Source organism: Tenacibaculum sp. AWR4_210 (genome assembly GCF_056160945.1).
In genome coordinates, this window is sequence record NZ_JBSWYF010000001.1 from 297,768 (window position 1) to 317,853 (window position 20,086).

The window sequence follows — 20,086 nt, forward strand, 5'->3', positions numbered from 1 at the left end:
ATACGTAAAAAATTAATCTCCTCCACAACCACCACAGGAACTACACGAGCTGCATGAACTGCATGAACTGCATGAACTGCATGAACTACTACATCCCGTAGAACTGTCGTCGTGGTGTGTTGAATTATTTCTCTTATCATTTCCATAAAGCAAAGCTCCCAAACCACTTCCTATTACTAAAGAAGTGAATACTTCTGGGTAACTAATTTTATCTCGGTGTGCTAATTTATCTAAAAAACCTGTCGTATTATAGGAATTAGCTACAACTTTTCTGTATATATTTCTTCTTTTTTGAAACCAAAAATAATGGAGTAGGAACCCCAAAACTACTGAAATAAACAAGGCAAACATTATTAACTTCGTAATGGGTTTTCCTCTTGTTATTCCTAGGTATCCTCGTGCTATTAGCAGGGAATACAATAGGGTCACTCCGGTAAAACAGAGTAACTTGGCCTGCGTATACTCCACGGTATTCAGGATTACCTTACTTAATTTTTCTTCTAGTCGCTTTAGTGCCAACAGCATGGGCTTTCCTATCAAAACCCGATAATTTGCTGAAAAAACACTTAAACTAGCTGTTTTAAAATGATTAACTATCAGATTTTCATACTTATTGTCTGATAATTTGAACTCGTCAATATGTATTTCCCGTCCATTTTCGTCAATTTTCAAACGATTGCTTTCAATCAACTCATGAATGGCATTCAAAAGCATGGCATCCGATTTCACCATCATTACAATTTGCTCCTCTTTTGAAAGCCTGACCAGGTATTTGTTTTCTAAAACTTTATTCACTGTTTCCTTTTCAGCTATGCTGCAGGCCCATACAATAATTCCGATAATCAGTGCTGCAGTTCCTGTGAGCATCCACAAGAAATTAGGATTGTCTATTGAAACCAATAGTTCTTTCCAAAGTACAACTAACAAAAACAGCATTACTAAAGCCGCTAACGTCAAATCGAGATCATTGATTTTAGTCAACCAGTTGGGGGTGCCCTCGTCTAGTGATATCAACTCCTCGAACGATTTGTTATTCCAAATCTCCGCAACTTGTTCTTTAAAATATCGTTTATACAACACAGCCGTTTGATCTGAGGCAGCTTTTAGGCTCGTCTGCTGACCAGGTTTCCCCGTTGCTGGCATGTGTTTTATTTTTTTTCCGAGTACCGTACAAAACTCCTCATAGGCATCAGAAAAAGTCAAATGCTGGTGCCACACTTTGTCAATGGTTGCCGAAGGCGAAACCATCTGATTCGAAACTGTAGCAAGGAACATAAATTTTTTATATTCTAGAATGGCATCGGCAGTAAATTGCTCTGTCCATTGTTGTTCATCAGCCAGTTTGGTTGAAAAACAGTAGTCCTCTTCAGGACTATCGAATTGATACTCTTCTATTTTTTTCCATAGCGTACCTTCTTCAAGGTTCATAGCTCCTATTTTTTTCAATTGTTCAATACCTATTGCTCATCAATCAAATCCAACTCTACTTTTAGATTGTTGATGATGAATTTTTGACGATCTGGGGTATTTTTCCCCATGTAAAATTGCAACATTTGATCAATAGGCATTTGTTTATCTAGCATCACCGGGTCTAAGCGAATATCATCACCGATAAAGTGAACAAACTCGTTAGGAGAAATCTCACCAAGTCCCTTAAATCGGGTAATTTCCGGTTTCCCTTTTAGTTTTTTAATCGCTTTTTGTTTTTCATCTTCTGAATAACAATAAATTGTCTCCTTTTTGTTACGTACCCTGAATAATGGGGTTTCTAAAATATAGAGGTGCCCTTCTTTAATAACTTCTGGGAAAAATTGTAAGAAAAAAGTAATCAACAGCAATCGAATGTGCATACCGTCAACATCGGCATCCGTTGCAATCACAATATTGTTATAGCGCAGGCCTTCCATACCGTCTTCGATGTTTAGCGCTGCTTGCAGGAGGTTAAATTCTTCGTTCTCATAAACGATTTTCTTGGTCAGTCCATAAGAATTCAGCGGTTTTCCTTTTAAACTAAAAACTGCTTGTGTATTAACATTTCTCGACTTGGTAATCGATCCACTCGCGGAATCACCCTCCGTAATAAATAACGTCGTATCGAGGTAGCCTTCTTTTTTTGTATCTGCAAAATGGATGCGGCAATCCCTCAATTTTTTGTTGTGTAAATTCGCTTTTTTAGCGCGATCACGTGCCAGTTTTCGAATTCCTGACAGCTCTTTACGCTCTTTTTCCGCTTGCAAGATTTTCTTTTGCAAGACCTCTGCAATTTCTGTGTTTCTATGCAGGTAGTTGTCGAGCTTATTTTTTACGAAATCATTGATGTAGGTACGTACCGTAGGCAGCTCCCCTCCCATTTCTGTAGACCCCAGTTTGGTTTTGGTCTGACTTTCAAAAACGGGTTCCATCACTTTGATCGAAATCGCTCCAACAATAGACTTACGCACATCTGAAGCATCGAAATTTTTATTGTAGAATTCGCGTACTGTGCGCACCACCGCTTCTCGGAAAGCCGCTAAATGCGTTCCTCCTTGCGTTGTGTTTTGTCCGTTTACAAACGAATGATACTCCTCTGAGTATTGGGTTTTACTATGCGTCAATGCAATTTCTATATCGTCTCCTCTCAGGTGAATGATAGGATACAACATATCATCAACATTGTTATTATCTTCTAATAGATCTTTTAGACCATTTTCTGAATAGAACTTCTCTCCGTTAAAAACTATGGTTAGTCCTGGATTTAGGTAAACGTAATTCTTAAGGAGTTTTTCTATGTATTCTGGGCGGTATTTGTAGTTTTTAAAGATGGTTTCATCTGCAATAAACGTCACCTTGGTCCCTCTTCTTCTCGAAGTTTCATCCAACACCTCTTGATGCGTGAGGTTTCCTTTTTCAAACTCTGCACTCGCTGACTTTCCATCTCTGTTTGATTCGACCCTAAAATAGGTCGAAAGAGCGTTGACCGCTTTGGTACCCACCCCATTCAATCCGACCGACTTTTTAAAGGCTTTTGAATCGTATTTACCTCCAGTGTTCATTTTTGACACCACATCAACAACTTTTCCTAAAGGAATACCACGTCCGTAGTCACGCACGATAACTTTATTCCCCTGAACGGACACTTCAATTGTTTTCCCGCCCCCCATGACGAATTCATCAATGGAGTTATCTAAAACCTCTTTGACTAAGATATAAATACCATCATCAGGAGACGAACCATCTCCCAATTTACCGATATACATACCAGGACGCATTCGGATATGCTCTTTCCAATCGAGCGATCGTATATTATCTTCGGTGTATTGTGTTTCTTGTGCCATAAAAAGTATAGAAGTTCTTGAATGAACCGCTAATATACTATTTAGTAGTAGTATATAGCAAGTGCAAAAGCATATTTTAATTAACAACAAAGCGCCAGTGCTACTGAAAACACTGACGCTGAGGACTTAGAGTCTGATTGGTATTTTAAAGTTTATCCTTTATTCAGACCAATACGTTAGGGTAATGTAAATATAACCATCTGCTTGAACCATTGAATTTGACAAGCTAACTACCTTACTACCTGTACCGTCGAAGTAACCGTCCATACCGTCAAAACGGTAGGTACCTGCTGGTAAGGCTTTAAATTCGTTAACAGGATCTCCTTGTCGCTCTCCCGTTTGGTAAAATTTGTTCGATTTCGTGTCTGTAGCACCGTATCCTCGAATGGTATTCGCTGGAACTGATTGTCCTGAACGCTCATCAACTAACAAAATTCGAACTTTAAAAATTTCTGGAACAGCTTTCAAATTTTCAGCCTCGTCAAAAGCTTCTTCGCTGTATTGGATGATCATTTCCAACTGCCCTTTCAAAGCAGCACTCACAGTTTGAGCCGTTTGCTTGTCGTTGTTTTGAATCGCCGTAACCAACGCTGTTACCTTGCGCTTTGATTGGTAACTAGCACTCTCAATTTCTTGAATGAAGTCTTCCGCATTCGAAACGTCTAGGTTCCCATTAAATCCTTCTGCTTTGTACAAGGCATCGTATTGAGCTTGCGCCAATTGATCTATCGCTTGCAATTGACCGTTGATAGCAGTTTTGAATCCATTGGTATTGGGCGTTGGATTGTTGGTCACGAAGTACGCGACTAACAAGGTTTTCAACGTTTGTTTAGCCTCTCCTACCTTTACTTCGGTAGCTTTCGCTTTGCTTTGCATTTCAGAAAGGGCCGCATCCGTAGTTTGCTGCGCAAAAGCAGTGATGTTCACGCTTAAAAATAGTGCCAAAGCACCTAATACTTGAGTAGTTTTTTTCATAAGTAATAATTGTTTGATTTTACTAGTTGTAAATCTCTTAGTTTTACCCATGAAGAGCAGTTATACTATGTTTATAGTTGTATTATTAAATTTTTAAGAACTTTCTAAATATTTTCATTAAAAAAGTTAAATATCGGCATGTTTTCACTGATACTTTACAAAATCTCTTAACTTTTTTTTAATGATAAAGTAATTACGGCACAGCATCAATAGCGTTTAGTTAAAAAATCTAACAAAAATCTCCATCCTAGGTTTCGATGTGTAAGTATACCGCTCGTACCTACATTGGTGAATCGCTCTCATTTTAAATAGCCTTGTAATTTTCAATCCAACTTTAGGAGCTTCGAGATTTATTTGCTCAGAATGACCATTGGAGGATGCGTAGCATTAATCTTTTACCAGGAATGGAACAATAAACGATAGCTACCATTCTTATGCAGCGCACACTTTTTGCTGCAAGGTTAGCAACGTAGAGCTATGAGTATTAACAGGCTAAAAACAGTTTTTTATTTTTTTACTTCTGATTACACGAATCTTAAACACGTCCTTAAATTTTAGATGAAATTGGTTCGTAATACTTTGAATTAGTCAAAAAATAGATTAATTTTATGATCATTTGTATCCTCATCAATCCAAAGTGATTACGTTCAAAGACCTCATTATTCACAGGATTTATTATACATTTCACAGCTTTCACATTTGTAATTTGGTCTTCTAACCTTTTACTGTTTAACACTATACCATCATGAATTCTCTTTTAGTCCTCGGCAACTCTCTGCCTCATGTAAAAACTAGAAAACAACGATTTAGAATAGCGTTAATGTTTGGAGTCTTTGTATTCGTCTTCCTCTGGATTTTCCAGCCATTTGGTCTTGCCGAAATACAATTCAATAAAATTCCAATTATAGCTGGTTTCGCATTCATTACCATTGTTGTAACGGTTGTTTTCACTAGCTTTCGTATTCGAAGTAAACACCCGAGAAGTATTGCGGACCTCATAAAAACCTCTTTTTATATTACAGGAGTTATCTCCTTTCTTAATTGGCTATATTCATATACTCTCCAATGCGATAGTATTAAGCATTCTATCTTAGTATACCTGCTCGACTCTTTAGCAATAGGCTTATTTCCTGTAGTATTTCTTGTATTCTACCTATGGATGCAAGCTACAAAACCAAATACCTTCAATAAAACTACTGAGAACACATCCACTTTGAACGCAAGTATTTCAGTCAAAGTTTCGAAAGATGAATCACTAAGCCTAACTGTCAATAAAATTATTTGTGCTAAATCAAGTGGCAACTACCTAGAAATTTATTCTGAAAATGGAAAATCTTACATCAAACATCTCATTCGATATCCTTTATATAAATTCTATAATGACCTTGAAAACAACGATTTTTTTTTCCATTGCCATAAGTCTTATATTATTAATTCCAAACACCTTATCAAGCTAAGAGGAAATGCCAAGCAAAAGGAGGTTCTATTAGAATTGCTTGATTTTTGGATTCCGATTTCACGTTCTTTTGACACTACCAAACTCAATTTCCCATACAATAAATAGACCATTCGTCACATTGGAGCCCCAAACATAACAAAGTATCAAAGGATAGCATTCTTCTGTGTAATATTGCTCAAAACACCACACAGATGATACAATATCAACTACTTGTACTCTCCTTGTTATTTAGTTTTAGTGAGTTGTCAACTGGACAAAATTCGCATAGTAAAGTGACACCAAAACTAAACTCTTCCCTCACTGCTTTTGGAAGTCTGGGAGTTACTTCTATCAGTTTACCGTCATACTCTTCCTACAATTCTGATCACACTTCTTCCGTTAAAACTGTAAAGACCATAGGTGCGGGCAGCTATTTTGAAAGTAAAAACTGGTTTATCACTTGTCAATTCTCAATAGCCATAGGCAAATTCACTGCTAGTGATTACCAGTTTAATTTACATGGATTTTCAAGTGAGCTTGGATTGGGATACCAAGTTTACAGTACAAATAAAATCAGTATCACTCCAGCCTTGGGACTAAGGCTATTTCACTGGCAAAAAAACTCTTATTACCCTGATAGTAAAGAGGTCCTAAATGCACAAATCTACACACAACAAAAACTCTTGATGAATGTAGCAAATTGGTTCTTATATAAACTGAATAAATACATTTCAGCTGGATTTATCATCGGATACAATTTCGACTTAGAAAAAGACAAATCTTGGAACCAATTGGGATCCTCATTTTCAGAAAAACAAAAGACACGACAATCAGGGATTTATGGGACACTACTTATAGGACTCAAAATCCCTTTATAATATTTACCCTATGAAACCACATACCTATTTTATACTTTTATTAGCATTATTGAGCTGTAAAGGTACTCGACACGCTTCCATAAATTCACTTCGTAAGGAAGGGGAAATAAAAAACAAAAATTTACCACGGCAGGCTAACGCTTATTTTTGGAAATACTTTCACGCGGGAAATTACAAGCGTATCGATACAATTATATCCCTTCTAAATCGAGCTCACCGTGAATTTCCCAATGATATAGAAACCATCAATCATCTTGGCTTTACTCATATTTGGGCACTGAGTGAACGTGCTAGGCTAGAAAAAATCCCTGTATCTATTAAACAACATGCCGAAAAAGCACTTAATTATTTTAAACTATCCTATGCTATAAATCCGGATGACCCTAGGATTCTTGGCTTTTTAGCTGATTCTAAAATGATAGTCGGCAATATAAAAAACAATCAAAAGCTTCAACGTGAAGGCTACTTTACAGGTAAAAAAGCCATTCGTCAGTGGAAAAGCTTTAACTACTTTACCATTGGCTACCCTTTATCAAAACTACCTAGAACAACTTGGCAATATAAAAAGGCCTTACAATGGCAATGGAAAACACTACAAAAGTGTTACCAAAAGAAAATCGACACAACCCAACCTTATGATTTCCTGTGCTTACCTTTAGGAAAAATGGTTTCCTCCAGAAGACAGCGTGCTTGCAGAAATTCTTGGATTGCTCCTCATAATATAGAGGGGTTTTATTTAAATTTAGGCGATATGCTTGTAAAAAACCAACAGTGGAAGAAGGCTATTGAAATCTATCGTATTCCTCAACAATTACCATCCTATTCGAGATGGCCATTTCGTGAGGTACTAGAAAAACGCATCATCAATGCACAGAAAAATACTAGAAACTTTATAATTAAGACCATCGATAGCAGTACTAATAACACAGAAACCACACTGCTAATCAATACAAAAATATCCTGCGTTGTCTGTCATCAACACAGTAAGAAGGACTCAATTAATTACGCTGAATTCAACTGGAATCGCTTTAAGCATTATTCTAATTTATCTCCCTACAAAAAATACTGAAACACTTAATAAGTAGTTATAATTCTAGCCGGTATCTCTTTCACTCCGATTTTTATAAGAATAAAATCCAAGTGTCAGGCAATTCGAGTTATTTTTTTAAGTAAATTTAGACGAAGGCCTATCCGTTGCAATTGTTGATTGCCTTACCTAGTAATTTTTTAGTTTTCAAACTTCACATAGATGGTTTCTTTATCGAGATCAGACCATTTAATTTTTAGCGTGTCATTTTTTGTAGAGATAATTATTCCTGTTTGAACAAAATCATCAGAAAAAATCGTGATGCTATTCTTGTCCAAAATATAGGGCATGGCTCCGTCTCCGTCATAGTCTACAATAAAGAATGATTCTGAGTTCAACCAAAAATCTGCATGAGGTTCGTTTGGGTATTGCGTCCAAATTCCAAAGGCTTCAGTAGTATCAATTTCTAAATTTTTAATGATCGTTTTCTCAGGTCGTTTTATATTTTCAATTTCTGGATATTCTGAGTTATATTTCGAAATTATCAACTGTTCTTTTTTGTTAGGATAAGTTCCTTCAATACCCGCCTCGAGAGTATCAGTTATCAATACTAACCTCATTTCTGTATCCATTTCTTCATCATGTTTTTCGTTTTTACACGAAATACTGATTAACATCAGCAATAATATCGATATGTACTTCCTTTTTTTCATTACGGTATACTGCGTTTAATACAAGTTACACTTACAAACCATTGACATCACTTTAAGACTCCCAATGTCTTTCTATATAGAAAAAATCGTCCATATATTCAGCTATTATTGACCAAGTTGCCCCAACTGGATGTCTTGATTCTTTCAACTCTTCAATCATCCAACATTCAGCCACGCCCTCTGGTATTTTTAAGTTGGCTTTATGTATCTGTTCGAATTCTTCCCAGTTATCTTCTTCCCTATCGATTTCCTTCAAAGCCGATTTAACCTCTTCATCCAACAAGTGTTTTTCGACACTCTCAATTTTAAGATGCGAAATCCATTCTGAAATATTAACTCGATCTATCCATTCTAACTCACCCACATATCCAGAACTTACATTATTCTCCGAGTTTAGAATACTCCAATAAAAATGTTCCAGCGAATCAAAATCCACCTTTTCACCAACCACAAATCTTACATAACTCACCTGCCAAGTCATTCCTATTTCATCACAGGTGAATTTCCCATTTGTTTTTTTAGTAACTATTATATTTTTTAATTCAGTTTTGTTCATTTGAATTTGGCTATCCTTGTTTACAAACACATAAAAAAGCTTAATCATGCCTAGCATAGCATTCAAGCATAATGTGTTTTTACTTTTCTTTCTGCAACTTTAGTTCTTTTTATTAGATTTTTTGAGAAAATTCTACAATTAAGCAGTTCTAACTAGGGAAGCTTACATACATAATATTGTAAGCTCGATAGATATAGTCTAATTGAAAACGTCGATTACACCATTTACAATAAAATCTTTGTTTATTATGACGTAATCCTCTTTTTATACATTCAATAGAATTTCAATGAATAGCTTTTTAAGTACCAATTTACTACATTAAGGGATAAGAAACCTAAGTTTTATAGGTTCTAACAGAATTTTAGGATTTCAATGAACATAAAATACTGTCCTAAAAGAACAGTATCATTTTTTTTATTTTTCTGATTTTCAAATTTAAAAACTCGCATTTCACTTGAAATGCTAATTTGCCTCATTACCTTTTAATGACAGCATTTTTCATTATATTCGATATAACCATCTTCAACTGAAACTCTGAACATCCCATATCGATTTGACTCAAAGTTACCAGTAACTATCAATCTAAAACAATTCGTAGAACAATTCGGCAAGGTTGATTTTTCTTTAATTAATTTATTATTGTATTTCAAATTAATATTTTTATTTAAATAAAAATTTTTCGATTTATTTTCAAAAGAAATCACACTATCTATACAGTAATTCGGAAAATCATCACCGTTTGCATATCCTGTATATTTAAGCCTTAATTTTACTTTATCTTCTCCTTGGAACCTCATTTTTTCATATGTATTATTATTTTCTATAAATAATTTACCTGTGTAAATTAAAGCCCCCAAAAACAATATCAATATGAAAGTTATAAATCTATTTCCATAGTTTTTCATTTGCTCCATTGTATTTATCTCCTTGTTTTCTCTTTTTTGCTAAATATAAGTTAATTGTTCTTGCTGTTATACGTCTGCTTAGTTCTAAATAACAAATTCCAATTACCTCACCGCTCTTTATTTATTTTGGTATTCGATGAATCTCCTTCATCGATTTCTTCCACAATCACGGTAGAAGCAGCTAGAATACCATCGTTATATGATACTCTTTGCCAACCAGCCAGCTGACTCGTTCGCTAAAAAGGGATACCATACCTTTTATTAACGCTCCGCCCTCAAAGTGGTCTTTGTATTCGTATACATAATCAAAGACATCACTGCTTGTTATCACATAGCCATAAGGATATTTAAAAAACTTTAAATACTCTAATTCTAAGCTGTCCGATTTAATGGGAGGAGATCACAAAATAATACGTACCAATTCAGGACATTACCGAGCTATCGTGTTTATAATTTTTATAGATAAAAAGCAATCCTATTACCACCAACTTTACTCCATATAATATGATTCCTATTTTTGTTATTACTAACTCTAACTCTGGATACATCTTATATAGAAAACAAATTAAGAATACAATGCAAAGACTTAATAAAACAAATGCTCCTCTCTTTATAGTAATTGTTTCTTTATTTATAACTTTAACTGATAGAAGTCCATTTAAAATAGTAAAGGCTATAAACACCACAGATAGAAAAAATGTTTCTTCTGATTGAATTCTCAAAAGGCAAAATATTAGTATTACATTAAATATTTGTGATAGTATCTTCATAAGTTCTTTCTTAATTCACTCTAATTTTTATATCGAAAGGCAATATTTTAGGAGTCTCAATAAAATTTTAGATGATTCCCATGTCTATCCTCCATTTTTGACATTAAAGAATCACCTCTTAATAGGTTCAGTACCATTTACTACCTTCTTTAACTTCATTTCTGCTGCATCATAGGTTTTCATTTTGCAATTTTTCATCTAAAATAAAAAAACTATTTCAATTTCTAAAACTAGCTTATCCCTATTAAAAACCCTGAGATAATTCTTCTTTCCTTTTACCAAACAATGCAATCGTACGTGAGCGACGTACAGGATAGATTACTTTACAACCTACTTATCGATAAGTACTATTTTTTCTCCATTTGGATATTTTATTCCTAAAAATTTGTCATTTCTCTCAGTATGAAAAAAGAAGTACTTGCTATTATTTGCATACCATTTTTTCCATTTGAATAAACTTTCCTTAGTTATTTCATACGAATTCCCAAAAGTCCCTAAAGCCGTTATCTTAGTTTCTATCTTTGATAAGATTACAATATTTTCAACAACCCCGTAATTGACATAGTTCTTGCCGTCTAATTTTCTTTTTAATTGTCTCCCTAGAAAATTAATTTGATTTAATACTTCTGCAGATGCGTTAATATTATTGTCAAGAGGCTTATATACCAACTCCGAATATTCGTTATTTTGAACCTTTCTAACATAACAATTAGAAGAACTCATTCCAATTATCATTATTACTGCAATAAATCTTATTTTTCTCACAATTTATTCAATTTTGTCTATTTTCTATTTTTATTTATTATCACAGCTTTACCTTTAGCTCTATTAACTGCAATTATAGCCCCTTTCGGATCAATAGCCTTTCCACTTTCTTTTCAAAATATACTTGAACCTTTTTATGAGCTAGTAAATGACCAGCATTTTCATTGCTTGCATCTCCATAACCCGGGGAATTTTCAGCTCAAATAAATACTGCTATAGTTTCATGCAAGGCTACTGTACCAGATTCTCAATCAGAAATATTATCTATCTACTCCGCTTGATCTGGGTAAACAGTACTGATTTTCTAATTGCTAACAGTACCCGAATTCGTAAGGAGATCAACGGAGATTAAAATCACAAAATTAAGCAGTTCTAATTTGGGAAGCTTACAATTACTCTTTATTACTTATTCGCGCGCTATCAGGGATAAGTTTTCTGATTACGATAAGGAGGTATTAAAACGCATTGAAGATATTAAACGTTTAAATGAAGACACTAAAAGTAAATTGTTCTTTTTAATTGATAACGTAATACAAAACTTTCAAGCTAAACAAGCGTTTTCTTAAAAACAACAAAACCACAACATCGCTGCTGTGGCTTTATATATTTTTAAAATTTAACTTCTATTTGCTTACTCATAACCACCACTAGAAAGGATTCGTGCGGTAGCGTTGCTCCGGCATTCTATCCTCCATCGGGGCTATCGGGTTAAAGACCATCATCATCCAAAATTATCTTTACTTCACTTGACAATACATAGTCCATATCTTCTTCTGAAGATGAGTTTAATTTATTATCTGGGTCTAAACTTAAATAATAATCTTCTCCTTTCTTAAAAAACTTAAAAGACTCAATATTATAAAACTCAAACATTTGATTATGATAAAAATTATACTCCTTGACATTAACGAATAATAATACAAGGGATTTATATTCACTTTTCTTCGAAAAATTAGAGAATTTTATCGAAATATTTAAAATCCATTTCTCATCTTTAAAAATTTTGATTTCATCAACTAGAGTATTTAAAAGTGAGTTATCTCCTATTAATATTTCATGTGGTTGTTTCATAATTTAATCATTCCCGTTATTTTCTATATTAAAATCACGTATCGACTTCCCTTTTTTAGGAGGCCTCCCTGCATTCTTGTCCCTCTTCCTGTTGGATTATGAAGGTTGAGTTTATAATCATACAATATGATTATTTTGTTCATTCTTAAGCGCATCATTGCAAATTATCATTTTTTTTGTTCTATCAGAAATAAAAGAACCAACCTCTGATTTTCCTCCCTTCCTTGTTCAACTTCCTAGTTCATCACCTCCATAAGCTAAAATCCCATACACGTCAAAGCTATTTTACTGTAATGCCCACTTTGTAAACAAGTTAATAAGCAATATAATAATGTGTTTTTAAAATTATTACTGACTAACGGGTTTTCCTTCCCAATCAATTATGTTAGGTGTATGTATTTCATGCCAACGTTTAATAAATGAATCTATATTTTCCATATCCTTTCTTATTAAGCGACTTAATTTTAATACTTCTTTACTAAAGGAAGTCTTATTATTAAACTTACCTAGTTTATGTTCTGGAAAAAATAGTATATAAAATAATGGTGGTCCTTTATAATCATCACTGCGTAATCGCATTTCTGTATGGTTATTAGGAGATATCCCTAATTTAATTCCTTCATACTTATTTAAATTAGATAAAGCATCTAATCTAGGGGTTAATTCAAAAATGTTTAAATTGATTTGTATCCTTCGTTCGTTTTTCAATATATAAACTTGTATTCTTTCTAAAAATCTTTCTTTTTTTAATCTAGAATATTGATGAATATAACCTTGAATTCCTGTATCATATTGACCGTGCCAAGAGGTTTTAAAAGGGTCTAATTCAAAAGTATTCTTTTCAAGTGCAGGTATTCCTTCTTCAACGAAGATGGCATTTCTAATTTCTAATAACTGTTTGTTCGTTTTACTATAAAACATAAGCATTAATCATTATCAGGCTTGTTAATTTGTGGAGTAATGCCTGCTCCCGTGCCCCCTGTTAACGTCTTTGCAGCAGTGCCCAACTGTTGACTCGTTGTTCTATCTATTCTATAAAGGATAAAATTCATCCTTCCATTCTTTTCCGTCTACACTCGTTTTTATCATTAAAGCATTCCTTTTTTCACTTACTCCTTCTTCATTTTCAACATTTATGATGACATCAATACCAATACCCGCAAAAACTACCTTATTCTTAATTATTTGAGTAAATATTTCTTTTTCTAAAACATCTATAACTTTATCAGAAGACAAATGCTCGATATCATCATAAACTCCAATAGGAACAATTTCTCCATTGGATTTAACCACAGTTCCATAAGGAAAGAATTCTCCTGCATCTTCAATAAACGCAATAGCTTGCTCGATCATTAATTCTTTTAGTTTTCGTTCTTCTTTCATCACCTTATTATTAATTTTACTTATCTCATAATTAGATTTTTCTGTAACATCATCCTCAGAAAACTCCTGTCCTTGAAATTGTTTATAATTATTCTTACTACCTATGACATTACCATTATATCCTTTTTGAAGCATTCCATATGGGTGATAATTTCTCTCATGTTGAATTTCTATACTTGGAGTAATTATACCATCGATATTAGCATCGTTTTATGATACTCTTTGCCAACCAGCCCGCTGGCTCGTTCGCTAAAAAGGGATACCCTATTTTATTAATGCTCCGTCATCAAAATGATCCTTGTATTGGTATACATCGTCAAAGGCGCCACTGCTTGTTTTTACATAACCCTCTGGGTGGTTAAAGAAGGCTGAACTTTCCGATACTCCACGACCCGAAACCCTGTTGTAAATATAATTCCCGGCGTATTCCGTGGTTATCGAACTCGATAAACTTCCGGTTACTGTCTTGGCTAACTTCACCCCAGTAGTTTCCTAGCTGTATGTATATGAACTTATGTAGCCATACTTGACCTATATCCAAACCTAGTAAAATTACAGTAAACACACAATAAACTAAAGTCGTAAACAACAATAAGATGAACCTAAGTCCATCTTATTGCTTGTTTTAATTATTAATCTATTGCTCTTTCTCACTCCTACTCGACCGCACAATACAATCATGTGGGAGCAAGGTATTAATTTATTTTTGCCCCTATTACTTAACCATACGAAAGGAGTTAATTTATTCGGATTTTATTTCGTATGGAAACGGAGTTAACTTCATCAATTAATCTACATCACTAAATAGCCTAATCTAAAATAAATGCTTTAAATTGTTGTGTTATTTTAATTTTTTCGGCACCTGCAAAAATTAAAATGTTATACCCATTTTTCTTAAATAATACTGTATCTAAGCTTATTGATCTTTTTGTATTTAATTCCTTTTCTATTTCAGCAAAAAACTTTAAACTAAGTTTTAACTCAGAAGCATCAACAACCATTATCCCATTAACTAAATCTATTCCAAGACTTTTATTCGTCTTTATTTTTGTGTTATCAAAATACAAAGAATCATTTAAAATCAAAGTGCATCTATCATCTTCATAAAGAGAGGAAAAACCTATACTAAAAGGCTCTCTTTTATATTTTAATGTCTTGCATGATATAAAGATTAAAAACAGCAATGTCAATTTAATTAGACCTTTGTTTTCCTGAATTAAGTTTACCATTTGAAAATTTGTGTAAAATTGTTTGTATTTGTTGATAAGTAACTTTATATCCAGCCACAGATTTGCCAGCTGAATTCATTGCCATAGATTGATGCATTAAATTACCAGGTAACACATTATTACCATATTCTTTACTTGTAGCCATTTTCATAGCCTGATTCTTAAAATAATTATTCATTTCTATTGCGCCTCCCCCATTTTTTGCTGAGTAAAAAGCAAAATTATAAGCTGTTTTGTTATAAATTCTTTCATTACTAGTCCCTATATGATAATCAAGTCCTGCCGAATGCCCAATTTCATGTGCTGCTGTCCTAGAAGTAAAAGTTCTATCTAGGTATACAAAATTATGACCAGATTCTGCAAAACCTAGAGCTTTGGTATTGGGGTTATTATGATTGGCACTTGGTATTTTACTGACATTATTAACAATTCTAAAAACATGATCATCATAAGTAAAAGTAATATCTTTACCATCAGGATCCATTAAAACTACGGGTGAATTAGCTACAAACTTATAAGGTGGTAATCCATAAAATTTATCAGCTAAAGGGTCTAAATTCATCCACCTACCTATAGCAGCATCATAATTTATAGCTCCGAAGTCATGCCACTCGAGTCCTAACTCTTCATTTAATTTCCTGCCGTTAAATCCAAACTTCTGCGCGATACTGTTTCCTTGAGGGGGAGTAATATTACGGTATCCTTTATATTTTAGCCCAAAAGGACAGCTAGCTATCTACAATTTTTTCCACTTTTAAATATTTTCAACCCCCTTTCTAAAATTTTAATAGCTATTTCAATGAACATAAGAGTCAGTAGTTTGGACCTTCACTAACTACTGACTCTTAAATATTTACAACCATTTTTTTTTAATGACCTATTTTACTGCATTACTCTAATCTTTTATTTTGATTTCTTCTAACGATATTTTTAATGGTAAATATTCCACATTTCTATTCCCTCTAATTATTATCCCATCAACCGTTTGTTCTATATCTTTATAAATTTCTAAAAAATATTCTACACCACTTTGAGTTTTATCAATCTCTTTTTTAAAAAAAATATCTCCGTTGTTTTCTAAAGTAAAACTAGAAAACATTTTGTCTTCCTTAAAATTTACCCAAACAGATGCCTTCATATTCTGATTAAATAATACTACATCCTTGCTCACCATCCTATAATCAGCATTTAACCCCATTTCAATCCCCTTATTATAAGCATAATCACTTGCTAATAAAAGTTGTTTGTTTTTTAAAAAAATAGATACTTCTTGTAAAATTTCATAAGCTCTCTTCCAAAGAAATTTACTTTGATCCTTCTTATTTAATTTATTAAATGACTCCAAGTCAAAAACATCATCATAAGTTAACTGCTTATCATAAAAATAGACAAAAAACTTCTCGGCCTGAGGATGCAATTTATAGGTTTTCTCTGTTCTGAAGAATAAGTTAATAAATTGAATCTTCTTTCCTATATATTTTTCACTAAGTAATCTATTCAAAAGAACACTTAGTGAAAAAAATCTCTCATTTAACTGTAACAGTTTATTATCTCCGTCATTAAACCAAAACAAAGTTCTTTCTATAGTATTTTTCATTTTCTATTTAGGGTTTTATTGGTAATCCTGTATTAAAATCAATAGTGTAAGGTATTTTCATTCCTGGTAAAGAATACTGACCTATAGAATTAAAATGTAAACCCCTCAAATACCTTTCCATTATATGTACCTTGCCTTTATACATTACTGAAGAATATTTTCCATAAGCTCCAGGTCCTGCTGTCCTCAATAATTGATTTTATCTAATCAAACCTGCATCACTTACTCCAAATTTATGAAGTTCACCAAACCTATTATAAATAGTACAAGTCCTATAAGATGCTAATGATCCTGAAGAAGTTGTAAATATAGTTCCCGGCGTATTCCGTGGTTACCGGACTCGATACACTTCCAGTTACTGTCTTGGCTAACTTCACCCCAGTAGTATCCTAGCTGTATGTATAAGAACTTGTGTAGCCTTACTTGACCTATATCCAAACCTAGTTAAATTACAGTAAACACACAATAAACTATTGTACTTTTGAGAAAATTCTACAAGTAAGCAGTTCTAACTGGGGGAAGCTTACACAATAAAAACTGCCCGATTTCTCGAGCAGTTTTTATTGTGTATAACTAAATTATACTCTCCAATAATCTCTCAATCCTATATTAGGTGAATTTGTCATATCTACAACTAAAACCCATGTTTGATCTCGTGAATCTCTTACCCTATAAATACTCAACATTATATCTTTCCAAATTCCATCTTCTTGATAAGAGGGACTTATAGGCTTGTTTTCTCTTAAATCATTTACAAAATTTTCATAATCCTTGAAATAAATGGAAAAAAAACCTATTTCTTTATATGAGTCTAAATCTAAATTTTTTAATTCACTAATATTCATAGTTACTCCTTTAATAATTCCCTTATTAATTTTCTTTTCCTTTTTTTTGTATCGTTTCTGATGAGTTTCTATACTGGGCAAGATCAATTTATCTATAAATTTAACTATCTTTATTTTTAGTTCTTTTAACATAATTATTAACTCTATTTAGATTTTTTAGTTAAGTTCAATAAATTACTATTATCTATTACGATAACTCCATTTTTTGTTATCAAGAAATTGCTTAGTTCAGTTTTAAGATTAAAAACTTCTAGTTCTTTATGATTTTCTTTAATAGTAATTACTTCAATAAAATTTAGATTTCCGTTATCTCCCTCACTAGCTAAAAAATCACCCTTCTTTATATTATTAGACATTACATATCCACTATCTCGAGTTAAAATATGATGACCATAAGTTACGTTTATTTCTGTCCCATTTTTTAATGATAAAATAATTACTAACCATATTTTTACTAACTTCTAATACTTTATTTTTAACAAAAGTATTTTCTGTATTATCATAAGACAATACTACATCTCCTTTTTGTATTGCCTCTATATTTTTAAACTCATTGCAATCTATAACGACTTCATTTCCAAACCCAAAACATACGTTCCCATAACAGTTTCTCATACTATTATCAAGTCCAGAAAAGTTAACATTTTCACTATTCTCAATAGCTATTTCCATACCACTTCTTCCTAAAACACCTCCGAAAACACCTCCAACAAAAGCTCCGATTCCTACAGCTACAGGATGAGGGAAAACACTCGCAACGCCTCCACCAACTATTTCTGCTCCTAGCCATGCTCCTCCCCAAGCAGATGCCTCTACTACAGCTTGTTGACCTCTGTTGTCTGCATGATAAATATTTTACCCTGAAATACCTAATCCAAATATACCTGCAGTTAATGATAATCCACCTGCTGTATTCCAACCCAAATTTGTTTTAAAAAATCGAGTAGGTGATTTTACAGCACCTTCAGGGACTATTAATCTTGAAACTGGATATTTAAGATTTAACAACCTTCTCCATACAGGTGAAGATAATCTCCTAGCCATTACTTTATACGTATATCTACTATCCATTCCCAACTGCCAATTACTTTTATTAGTAGAATAGTATAAATATTTTAAGTTATAAGAAGCTATCGCATACCATGTACGAACTCCACCATTATATGCACTCATTAATCCTCCATTAGCAAAGTTAGGATTAATTCCAGAACTATTTCCATGTAAAGCATCTTGCAAAGCTAAGGCGCTAGTAAAGCCATTCTCAGGATCTGTACCACCATCATTATTTTCAATCTCTTCAGGACTCATATAACCTGTTTTATTTCCATTTCCATCAAATGTGGTCATACCAGGTTTTGCGTTATCAAATAATTTTTGCCAATCTACAGGTTCACTGTCAGCTCCACTAGGATCTGACCAGTAGATAGGGTTATTATCAAAGGCATTATAAGGCGATAATCCATGATGTGTAACAGGGTCAATAGTAGTCCAGCGTGCGAGAGCTGGATCATAACTTCTTACATCCATCTCGTATAAATCAAGCCCTAATGCTTCTTCTAGCTCAATTCCGTTGTACCCAAACTTCTATGCGACACTATTTCCTAAAGAAGAAACATTCCCATTATACACTTTATGTTTTAAGCCGAAAGGATAGGAATTACTTTGCCTCACCGCTCTTTACTTATTTTGGTATTCGGTGAATTCCCTTTGTCGATTTATTGTATAACCTGGGTAGAAACACTTACAATACCATCGTTTTATGATACTCTTTGCCAATCCGCCAGCTGGCTCGTTCGCTAAAAAGGGATACCATACCTTTTATCAACACTCCGCCCTCAAAATGATCTTTGTTCTGATATACATAATTTAAACTTCCACTATCATTACTTACATAGCCCTCTGGGTGGTTAAAGAACTTTAAATACTCTAATTCTAAGCTGTCCGATTCAATGGGAGGAGGTCAAGGTTAAATAACGCTAACCAAATTCCACAAAGAGAACGTGGTAGTATATTGCTTGCCGTAGATGCTTTCTTACGTGATTACAACGATAAAAAAGCGTACTCTTAAAAATAAAAAAGCCATAACATTTCTGCTGTGGCTTTATCTTTATTATTTTTAAACTGTACTACTCGCCATTGCAAATGGCTTTTATAATACCGTTTCTTATTTAAATTGCCTGTAACTAATTGCCATTACGCTTAAGCTAAATGTCAATTTGCAGAGGGTTTTATAATAATATTGGTTTTGTAAAATAAGTATGAAAAGAATAATCCTTTTTATCAAAACAGCTTATTACTGTCCAATTAACCAAACCTAAATAGAAAAAGTTTTCCTTCAAATATGCTTCGCCATCTAATGTTTTTAACTCTATGGAATGTTTTCCAATACTAAAATCATCTTTATAAACATACATATTTAAGTCATAATATTCTTTTATATTTAAAGTGTCTTTTAGTTTGCCATCTATGAATAAATTAACTTCATTTAAATCTATTTGACTCTTCTGACTACTTATATATATAGTGGTGTTTTCTCTATATTTTAAATGAAAAAAAACAACCCAAGTGATAAAACAAACAACCAGTAACAATAATATTTTTTTTAATTTGCTCTTCATTT

At 33.2% G+C, this 20,086-nt stretch carries 21 protein-coding genes and 1 pseudogene; 3 read left to right on the forward strand and 19 right to left on the reverse strand.

Annotated elements, in window-relative coordinates; all coding sequences use genetic code 11:
• Window positions 1-12: 12 nt before the first annotated feature.
• The 3 genes from ACXAG7_RS01245 to ACXAG7_RS01255 form a co-directional block, all read right to left on the reverse strand.
• Window positions 13-1,428, reverse strand: coding sequence for a glycine-rich domain-containing protein (locus ACXAG7_RS01245; protein WP_476665674.1), 1,416 nt, complete (start codon window positions 1,426-1,428; stop codon window positions 13-15).
• 29 nt (window positions 1,429-1,457) lie between these two features.
• Window positions 1,458-3,314: a DNA topoisomerase IV subunit B gene (locus ACXAG7_RS01250; protein ID WP_476665675.1), complete on the reverse strand. Its 1,857-nt coding sequence runs from the start codon at window positions 3,312-3,314 to the stop codon at window positions 1,458-1,460.
• Between the two features lie 159 nt (window positions 3,315-3,473).
• A complete protein-coding gene (locus ACXAG7_RS01255; RefSeq protein WP_476665676.1) occupies window positions 3,474-4,289 on the reverse strand; it encodes a hypothetical protein in 816 nt (271 codons plus the stop codon).
• 745 nt (window positions 4,290-5,034) lie between these two features.
• Here ACXAG7_RS01255 and ACXAG7_RS01260 point away from each other — a divergent pair.
• The 3 genes from ACXAG7_RS01260 (at window position 5,035) to ACXAG7_RS01270 (ending at window position 7,674) form a co-directional block, all read left to right on the forward strand.
• Window positions 5,035-5,853 (forward strand): LytTR family transcriptional regulator DNA-binding domain-containing protein, encoded by an 819-nt coding sequence (locus tag ACXAG7_RS01260; RefSeq protein ID WP_476665677.1) that lies wholly within the window; start codon window positions 5,035-5,037, stop codon window positions 5,851-5,853.
• An 86-nt stretch (window positions 5,854-5,939) separates the two neighbouring features.
• Entirely contained in the window at window positions 5,940-6,605 is a 666-nt protein-coding gene (locus ACXAG7_RS01265; RefSeq protein WP_476665678.1) for a hypothetical protein, read from the forward strand.
• A gap of 10 nt (window positions 6,606-6,615) precedes the next feature.
• A complete protein-coding gene (locus ACXAG7_RS01270; protein ID WP_476665679.1) occupies window positions 6,616-7,674 on the forward strand; it encodes a tetratricopeptide repeat protein in 1,059 nt (352 codons plus the stop codon).
• A 158-nt stretch (window positions 7,675-7,832) separates the two neighbouring features.
• Here ACXAG7_RS01270 and ACXAG7_RS01275 read toward each other — a convergent pair whose 3' ends face one another.
• From ACXAG7_RS01275 to ACXAG7_RS01350, 16 genes and pseudogenes are all read right to left on the reverse strand, one after another.
• A complete protein-coding gene (locus tag ACXAG7_RS01275; RefSeq protein WP_476665680.1) occupies window positions 7,833-8,345 on the reverse strand; it encodes a hypothetical protein in 513 nt (170 codons plus the stop codon).
• Window positions 8,346-8,397: 52 nt separating this feature from the next.
• Window positions 8,398-8,967: a hypothetical protein gene (locus ACXAG7_RS01280; protein WP_476665681.1), complete on the reverse strand. Its 570-nt coding sequence runs from the start codon at window positions 8,965-8,967 to the stop codon at window positions 8,398-8,400.
• A gap of 416 nt (window positions 8,968-9,383) precedes the next feature.
• Window positions 9,384-9,815 carry a hypothetical protein gene (locus tag ACXAG7_RS01285; protein WP_476665682.1) on the reverse strand — a complete coding sequence of 144 codons (432 nt, stop codon included), beginning with the start codon at window positions 9,813-9,815 and terminating at the stop codon, window positions 9,384-9,386.
• Window positions 9,816-10,906: 1,091 nt separating this feature from the next.
• Window positions 10,907-11,341 (reverse strand): hypothetical protein, encoded by a 435-nt coding sequence (locus ACXAG7_RS01290; RefSeq protein ID WP_476665683.1) that lies wholly within the window; start codon window positions 11,339-11,341, stop codon window positions 10,907-10,909.
• 708 nt (window positions 11,342-12,049) lie between these two features.
• Window positions 12,050-12,412, reverse strand: a complete 363-nt coding sequence (locus ACXAG7_RS01295; protein WP_476665684.1) for a hypothetical protein — start codon at window positions 12,410-12,412, stop codon at window positions 12,050-12,052.
• A gap of 348 nt (window positions 12,413-12,760) precedes the next feature.
• On the reverse strand, window positions 12,761-13,333 hold the full coding sequence (locus ACXAG7_RS01300; protein WP_476665685.1) for a hypothetical protein: 573 nt from the start codon (window positions 13,331-13,333) through the stop codon (window positions 12,761-12,763).
• A gap of 111 nt (window positions 13,334-13,444) precedes the next feature.
• Window positions 13,445-13,930: a hypothetical protein gene (locus ACXAG7_RS01305; protein ID WP_476665686.1), complete on the reverse strand. Its 486-nt coding sequence runs from the start codon at window positions 13,928-13,930 to the stop codon at window positions 13,445-13,447.
• A gap of 129 nt (window positions 13,931-14,059) precedes the next feature.
• Window positions 14,060-14,275 (reverse strand): hypothetical protein, encoded by a 216-nt coding sequence (locus ACXAG7_RS01310; protein WP_476665687.1) that lies wholly within the window; start codon window positions 14,273-14,275, stop codon window positions 14,060-14,062.
• A gap of 329 nt (window positions 14,276-14,604) precedes the next feature.
• Window positions 14,605-15,024, reverse strand: coding sequence for a hypothetical protein (locus ACXAG7_RS01315; protein WP_476665688.1), 420 nt, complete (start codon window positions 15,022-15,024; stop codon window positions 14,605-14,607).
• Window positions 14,987-15,760, reverse strand: a complete 774-nt coding sequence (locus ACXAG7_RS01320; protein WP_476665966.1) for an RHS repeat domain-containing protein — start codon at window positions 15,758-15,760, stop codon at window positions 14,987-14,989. Before ACXAG7_RS01320 ends, ACXAG7_RS01315 begins: the two co-directional genes overlap by 38 nt.
• A 159-nt stretch (window positions 15,761-15,919) precedes the next feature.
• Window positions 15,920-16,621, reverse strand: coding sequence for a hypothetical protein (locus tag ACXAG7_RS01325; RefSeq protein ID WP_476665689.1), 702 nt, complete (start codon window positions 16,619-16,621; stop codon window positions 15,920-15,922).
• 578 nt (window positions 16,622-17,199) lie between these two features.
• Entirely contained in the window at window positions 17,200-17,598 is a 399-nt protein-coding gene (locus ACXAG7_RS01330) for a hypothetical protein (RefSeq protein WP_476665690.1), read from the reverse strand.
• Between the two features lie 11 nt (window positions 17,599-17,609).
• Window positions 17,610-17,822, reverse strand: a complete 213-nt coding sequence (locus ACXAG7_RS01335) for a hypothetical protein (RefSeq protein ID WP_476665691.1) — start codon at window positions 17,820-17,822, stop codon at window positions 17,610-17,612.
• A 10-nt stretch (window positions 17,823-17,832) separates the two neighbouring features.
• Entirely contained in the window at window positions 17,833-18,138 is a 306-nt protein-coding gene (locus ACXAG7_RS01340; protein ID WP_476665692.1) for a Hint domain-containing protein, read from the reverse strand.
• 183 nt (window positions 18,139-18,321) lie between these two features.
• Window positions 18,322-19,035, reverse strand: a pseudogene (locus ACXAG7_RS01345) (RHS repeat-associated core domain-containing protein); the annotation flags it as partial.
• Between the two features lie 659 nt (window positions 19,036-19,694).
• Window positions 19,695-20,084 (reverse strand): hypothetical protein, encoded by a 390-nt coding sequence (locus ACXAG7_RS01350; protein ID WP_476665693.1) that lies wholly within the window; start codon window positions 20,082-20,084, stop codon window positions 19,695-19,697.
• Window positions 20,085-20,086 lie beyond the last annotated feature (2 nt).

Coding starts and splice junctions, on each gene's coding strand:
- ACXAG7_RS01325 (WP_476665689.1), bottom strand. CDS start 16,621: ATGAAAAATACTATAGAAAGAACTTTGTTTTGGTTTAATGACGGAGAT.
- ACXAG7_RS01340 (WP_476665692.1), bottom strand. CDS start 18,138: ATGGAAATAGCTATTGAGAATAGTGAAAATGTTAACTTTTCTGGACTT.
- ACXAG7_RS01300 (WP_476665685.1), bottom strand. CDS start 13,333: ATGTTTTATAGTAAAACGAACAAACAGTTATTAGAAATTAGAAATGCC.
- ACXAG7_RS01275 (WP_476665680.1), bottom strand. CDS start 8,345: ATGAAAAAAAGGAAGTACATATCGATATTATTGCTGATGTTAATCAGT.
- ACXAG7_RS01330 (WP_476665690.1), bottom strand. CDS start 17,598: ATGTTAAAAGAACTAAAAATAAAGATAGTTAAATTTATAGATAAATTG.
- ACXAG7_RS01265 (WP_476665678.1), top strand. CDS start 5,940: ATGATACAATATCAACTACTTGTACTCTCCTTGTTATTTAGTTTTAGT.
- ACXAG7_RS01260 (WP_476665677.1), top strand. CDS start 5,035: ATGAATTCTCTTTTAGTCCTCGGCAACTCTCTGCCTCATGTAAAAACT.
- ACXAG7_RS01285 (WP_476665682.1), bottom strand. CDS start 9,815: ATGGAGCAAATGAAAAACTATGGAAATAGATTTATAACTTTCATATTG.
- ACXAG7_RS01250 (WP_476665675.1), bottom strand. CDS start 3,314: ATGGCACAAGAAACACAATACACCGAAGATAATATACGATCGCTCGAT.
- ACXAG7_RS01305 (WP_476665686.1), bottom strand. CDS start 13,930: ATGCTTCAAAAAGGATATAATGGTAATGTCATAGGTAGTAAGAATAAT.
- ACXAG7_RS01295 (WP_476665684.1), bottom strand. CDS start 12,412: ATGAAACAACCACATGAAATATTAATAGGAGATAACTCACTTTTAAAT.
- ACXAG7_RS01335 (WP_476665691.1), bottom strand. CDS start 17,822: ATGTCTAATAATATAAAGAAGGGTGATTTTTTAGCTAGTGAGGGAGAT.
- ACXAG7_RS01255 (WP_476665676.1), bottom strand. CDS start 4,289: ATGAAAAAAACTACTCAAGTATTAGGTGCTTTGGCACTATTTTTAAGC.
- ACXAG7_RS01315 (WP_476665688.1), bottom strand. CDS start 15,024: ATGGTAAACTTAATTCAGGAAAACAAAGGTCTAATTAAATTGACATTG.
- ACXAG7_RS01350 (WP_476665693.1), bottom strand. CDS start 20,084: ATGAAGAGCAAATTAAAAAAAATATTATTGTTACTGGTTGTTTGTTTT.
- ACXAG7_RS01270 (WP_476665679.1), top strand. CDS start 6,616: ATGAAACCACATACCTATTTTATACTTTTATTAGCATTATTGAGCTGT.
- ACXAG7_RS01245 (WP_476665674.1), bottom strand. CDS start 1,428: ATGAACCTTGAAGAAGGTACGCTATGGAAAAAAATAGAAGAGTATCAA.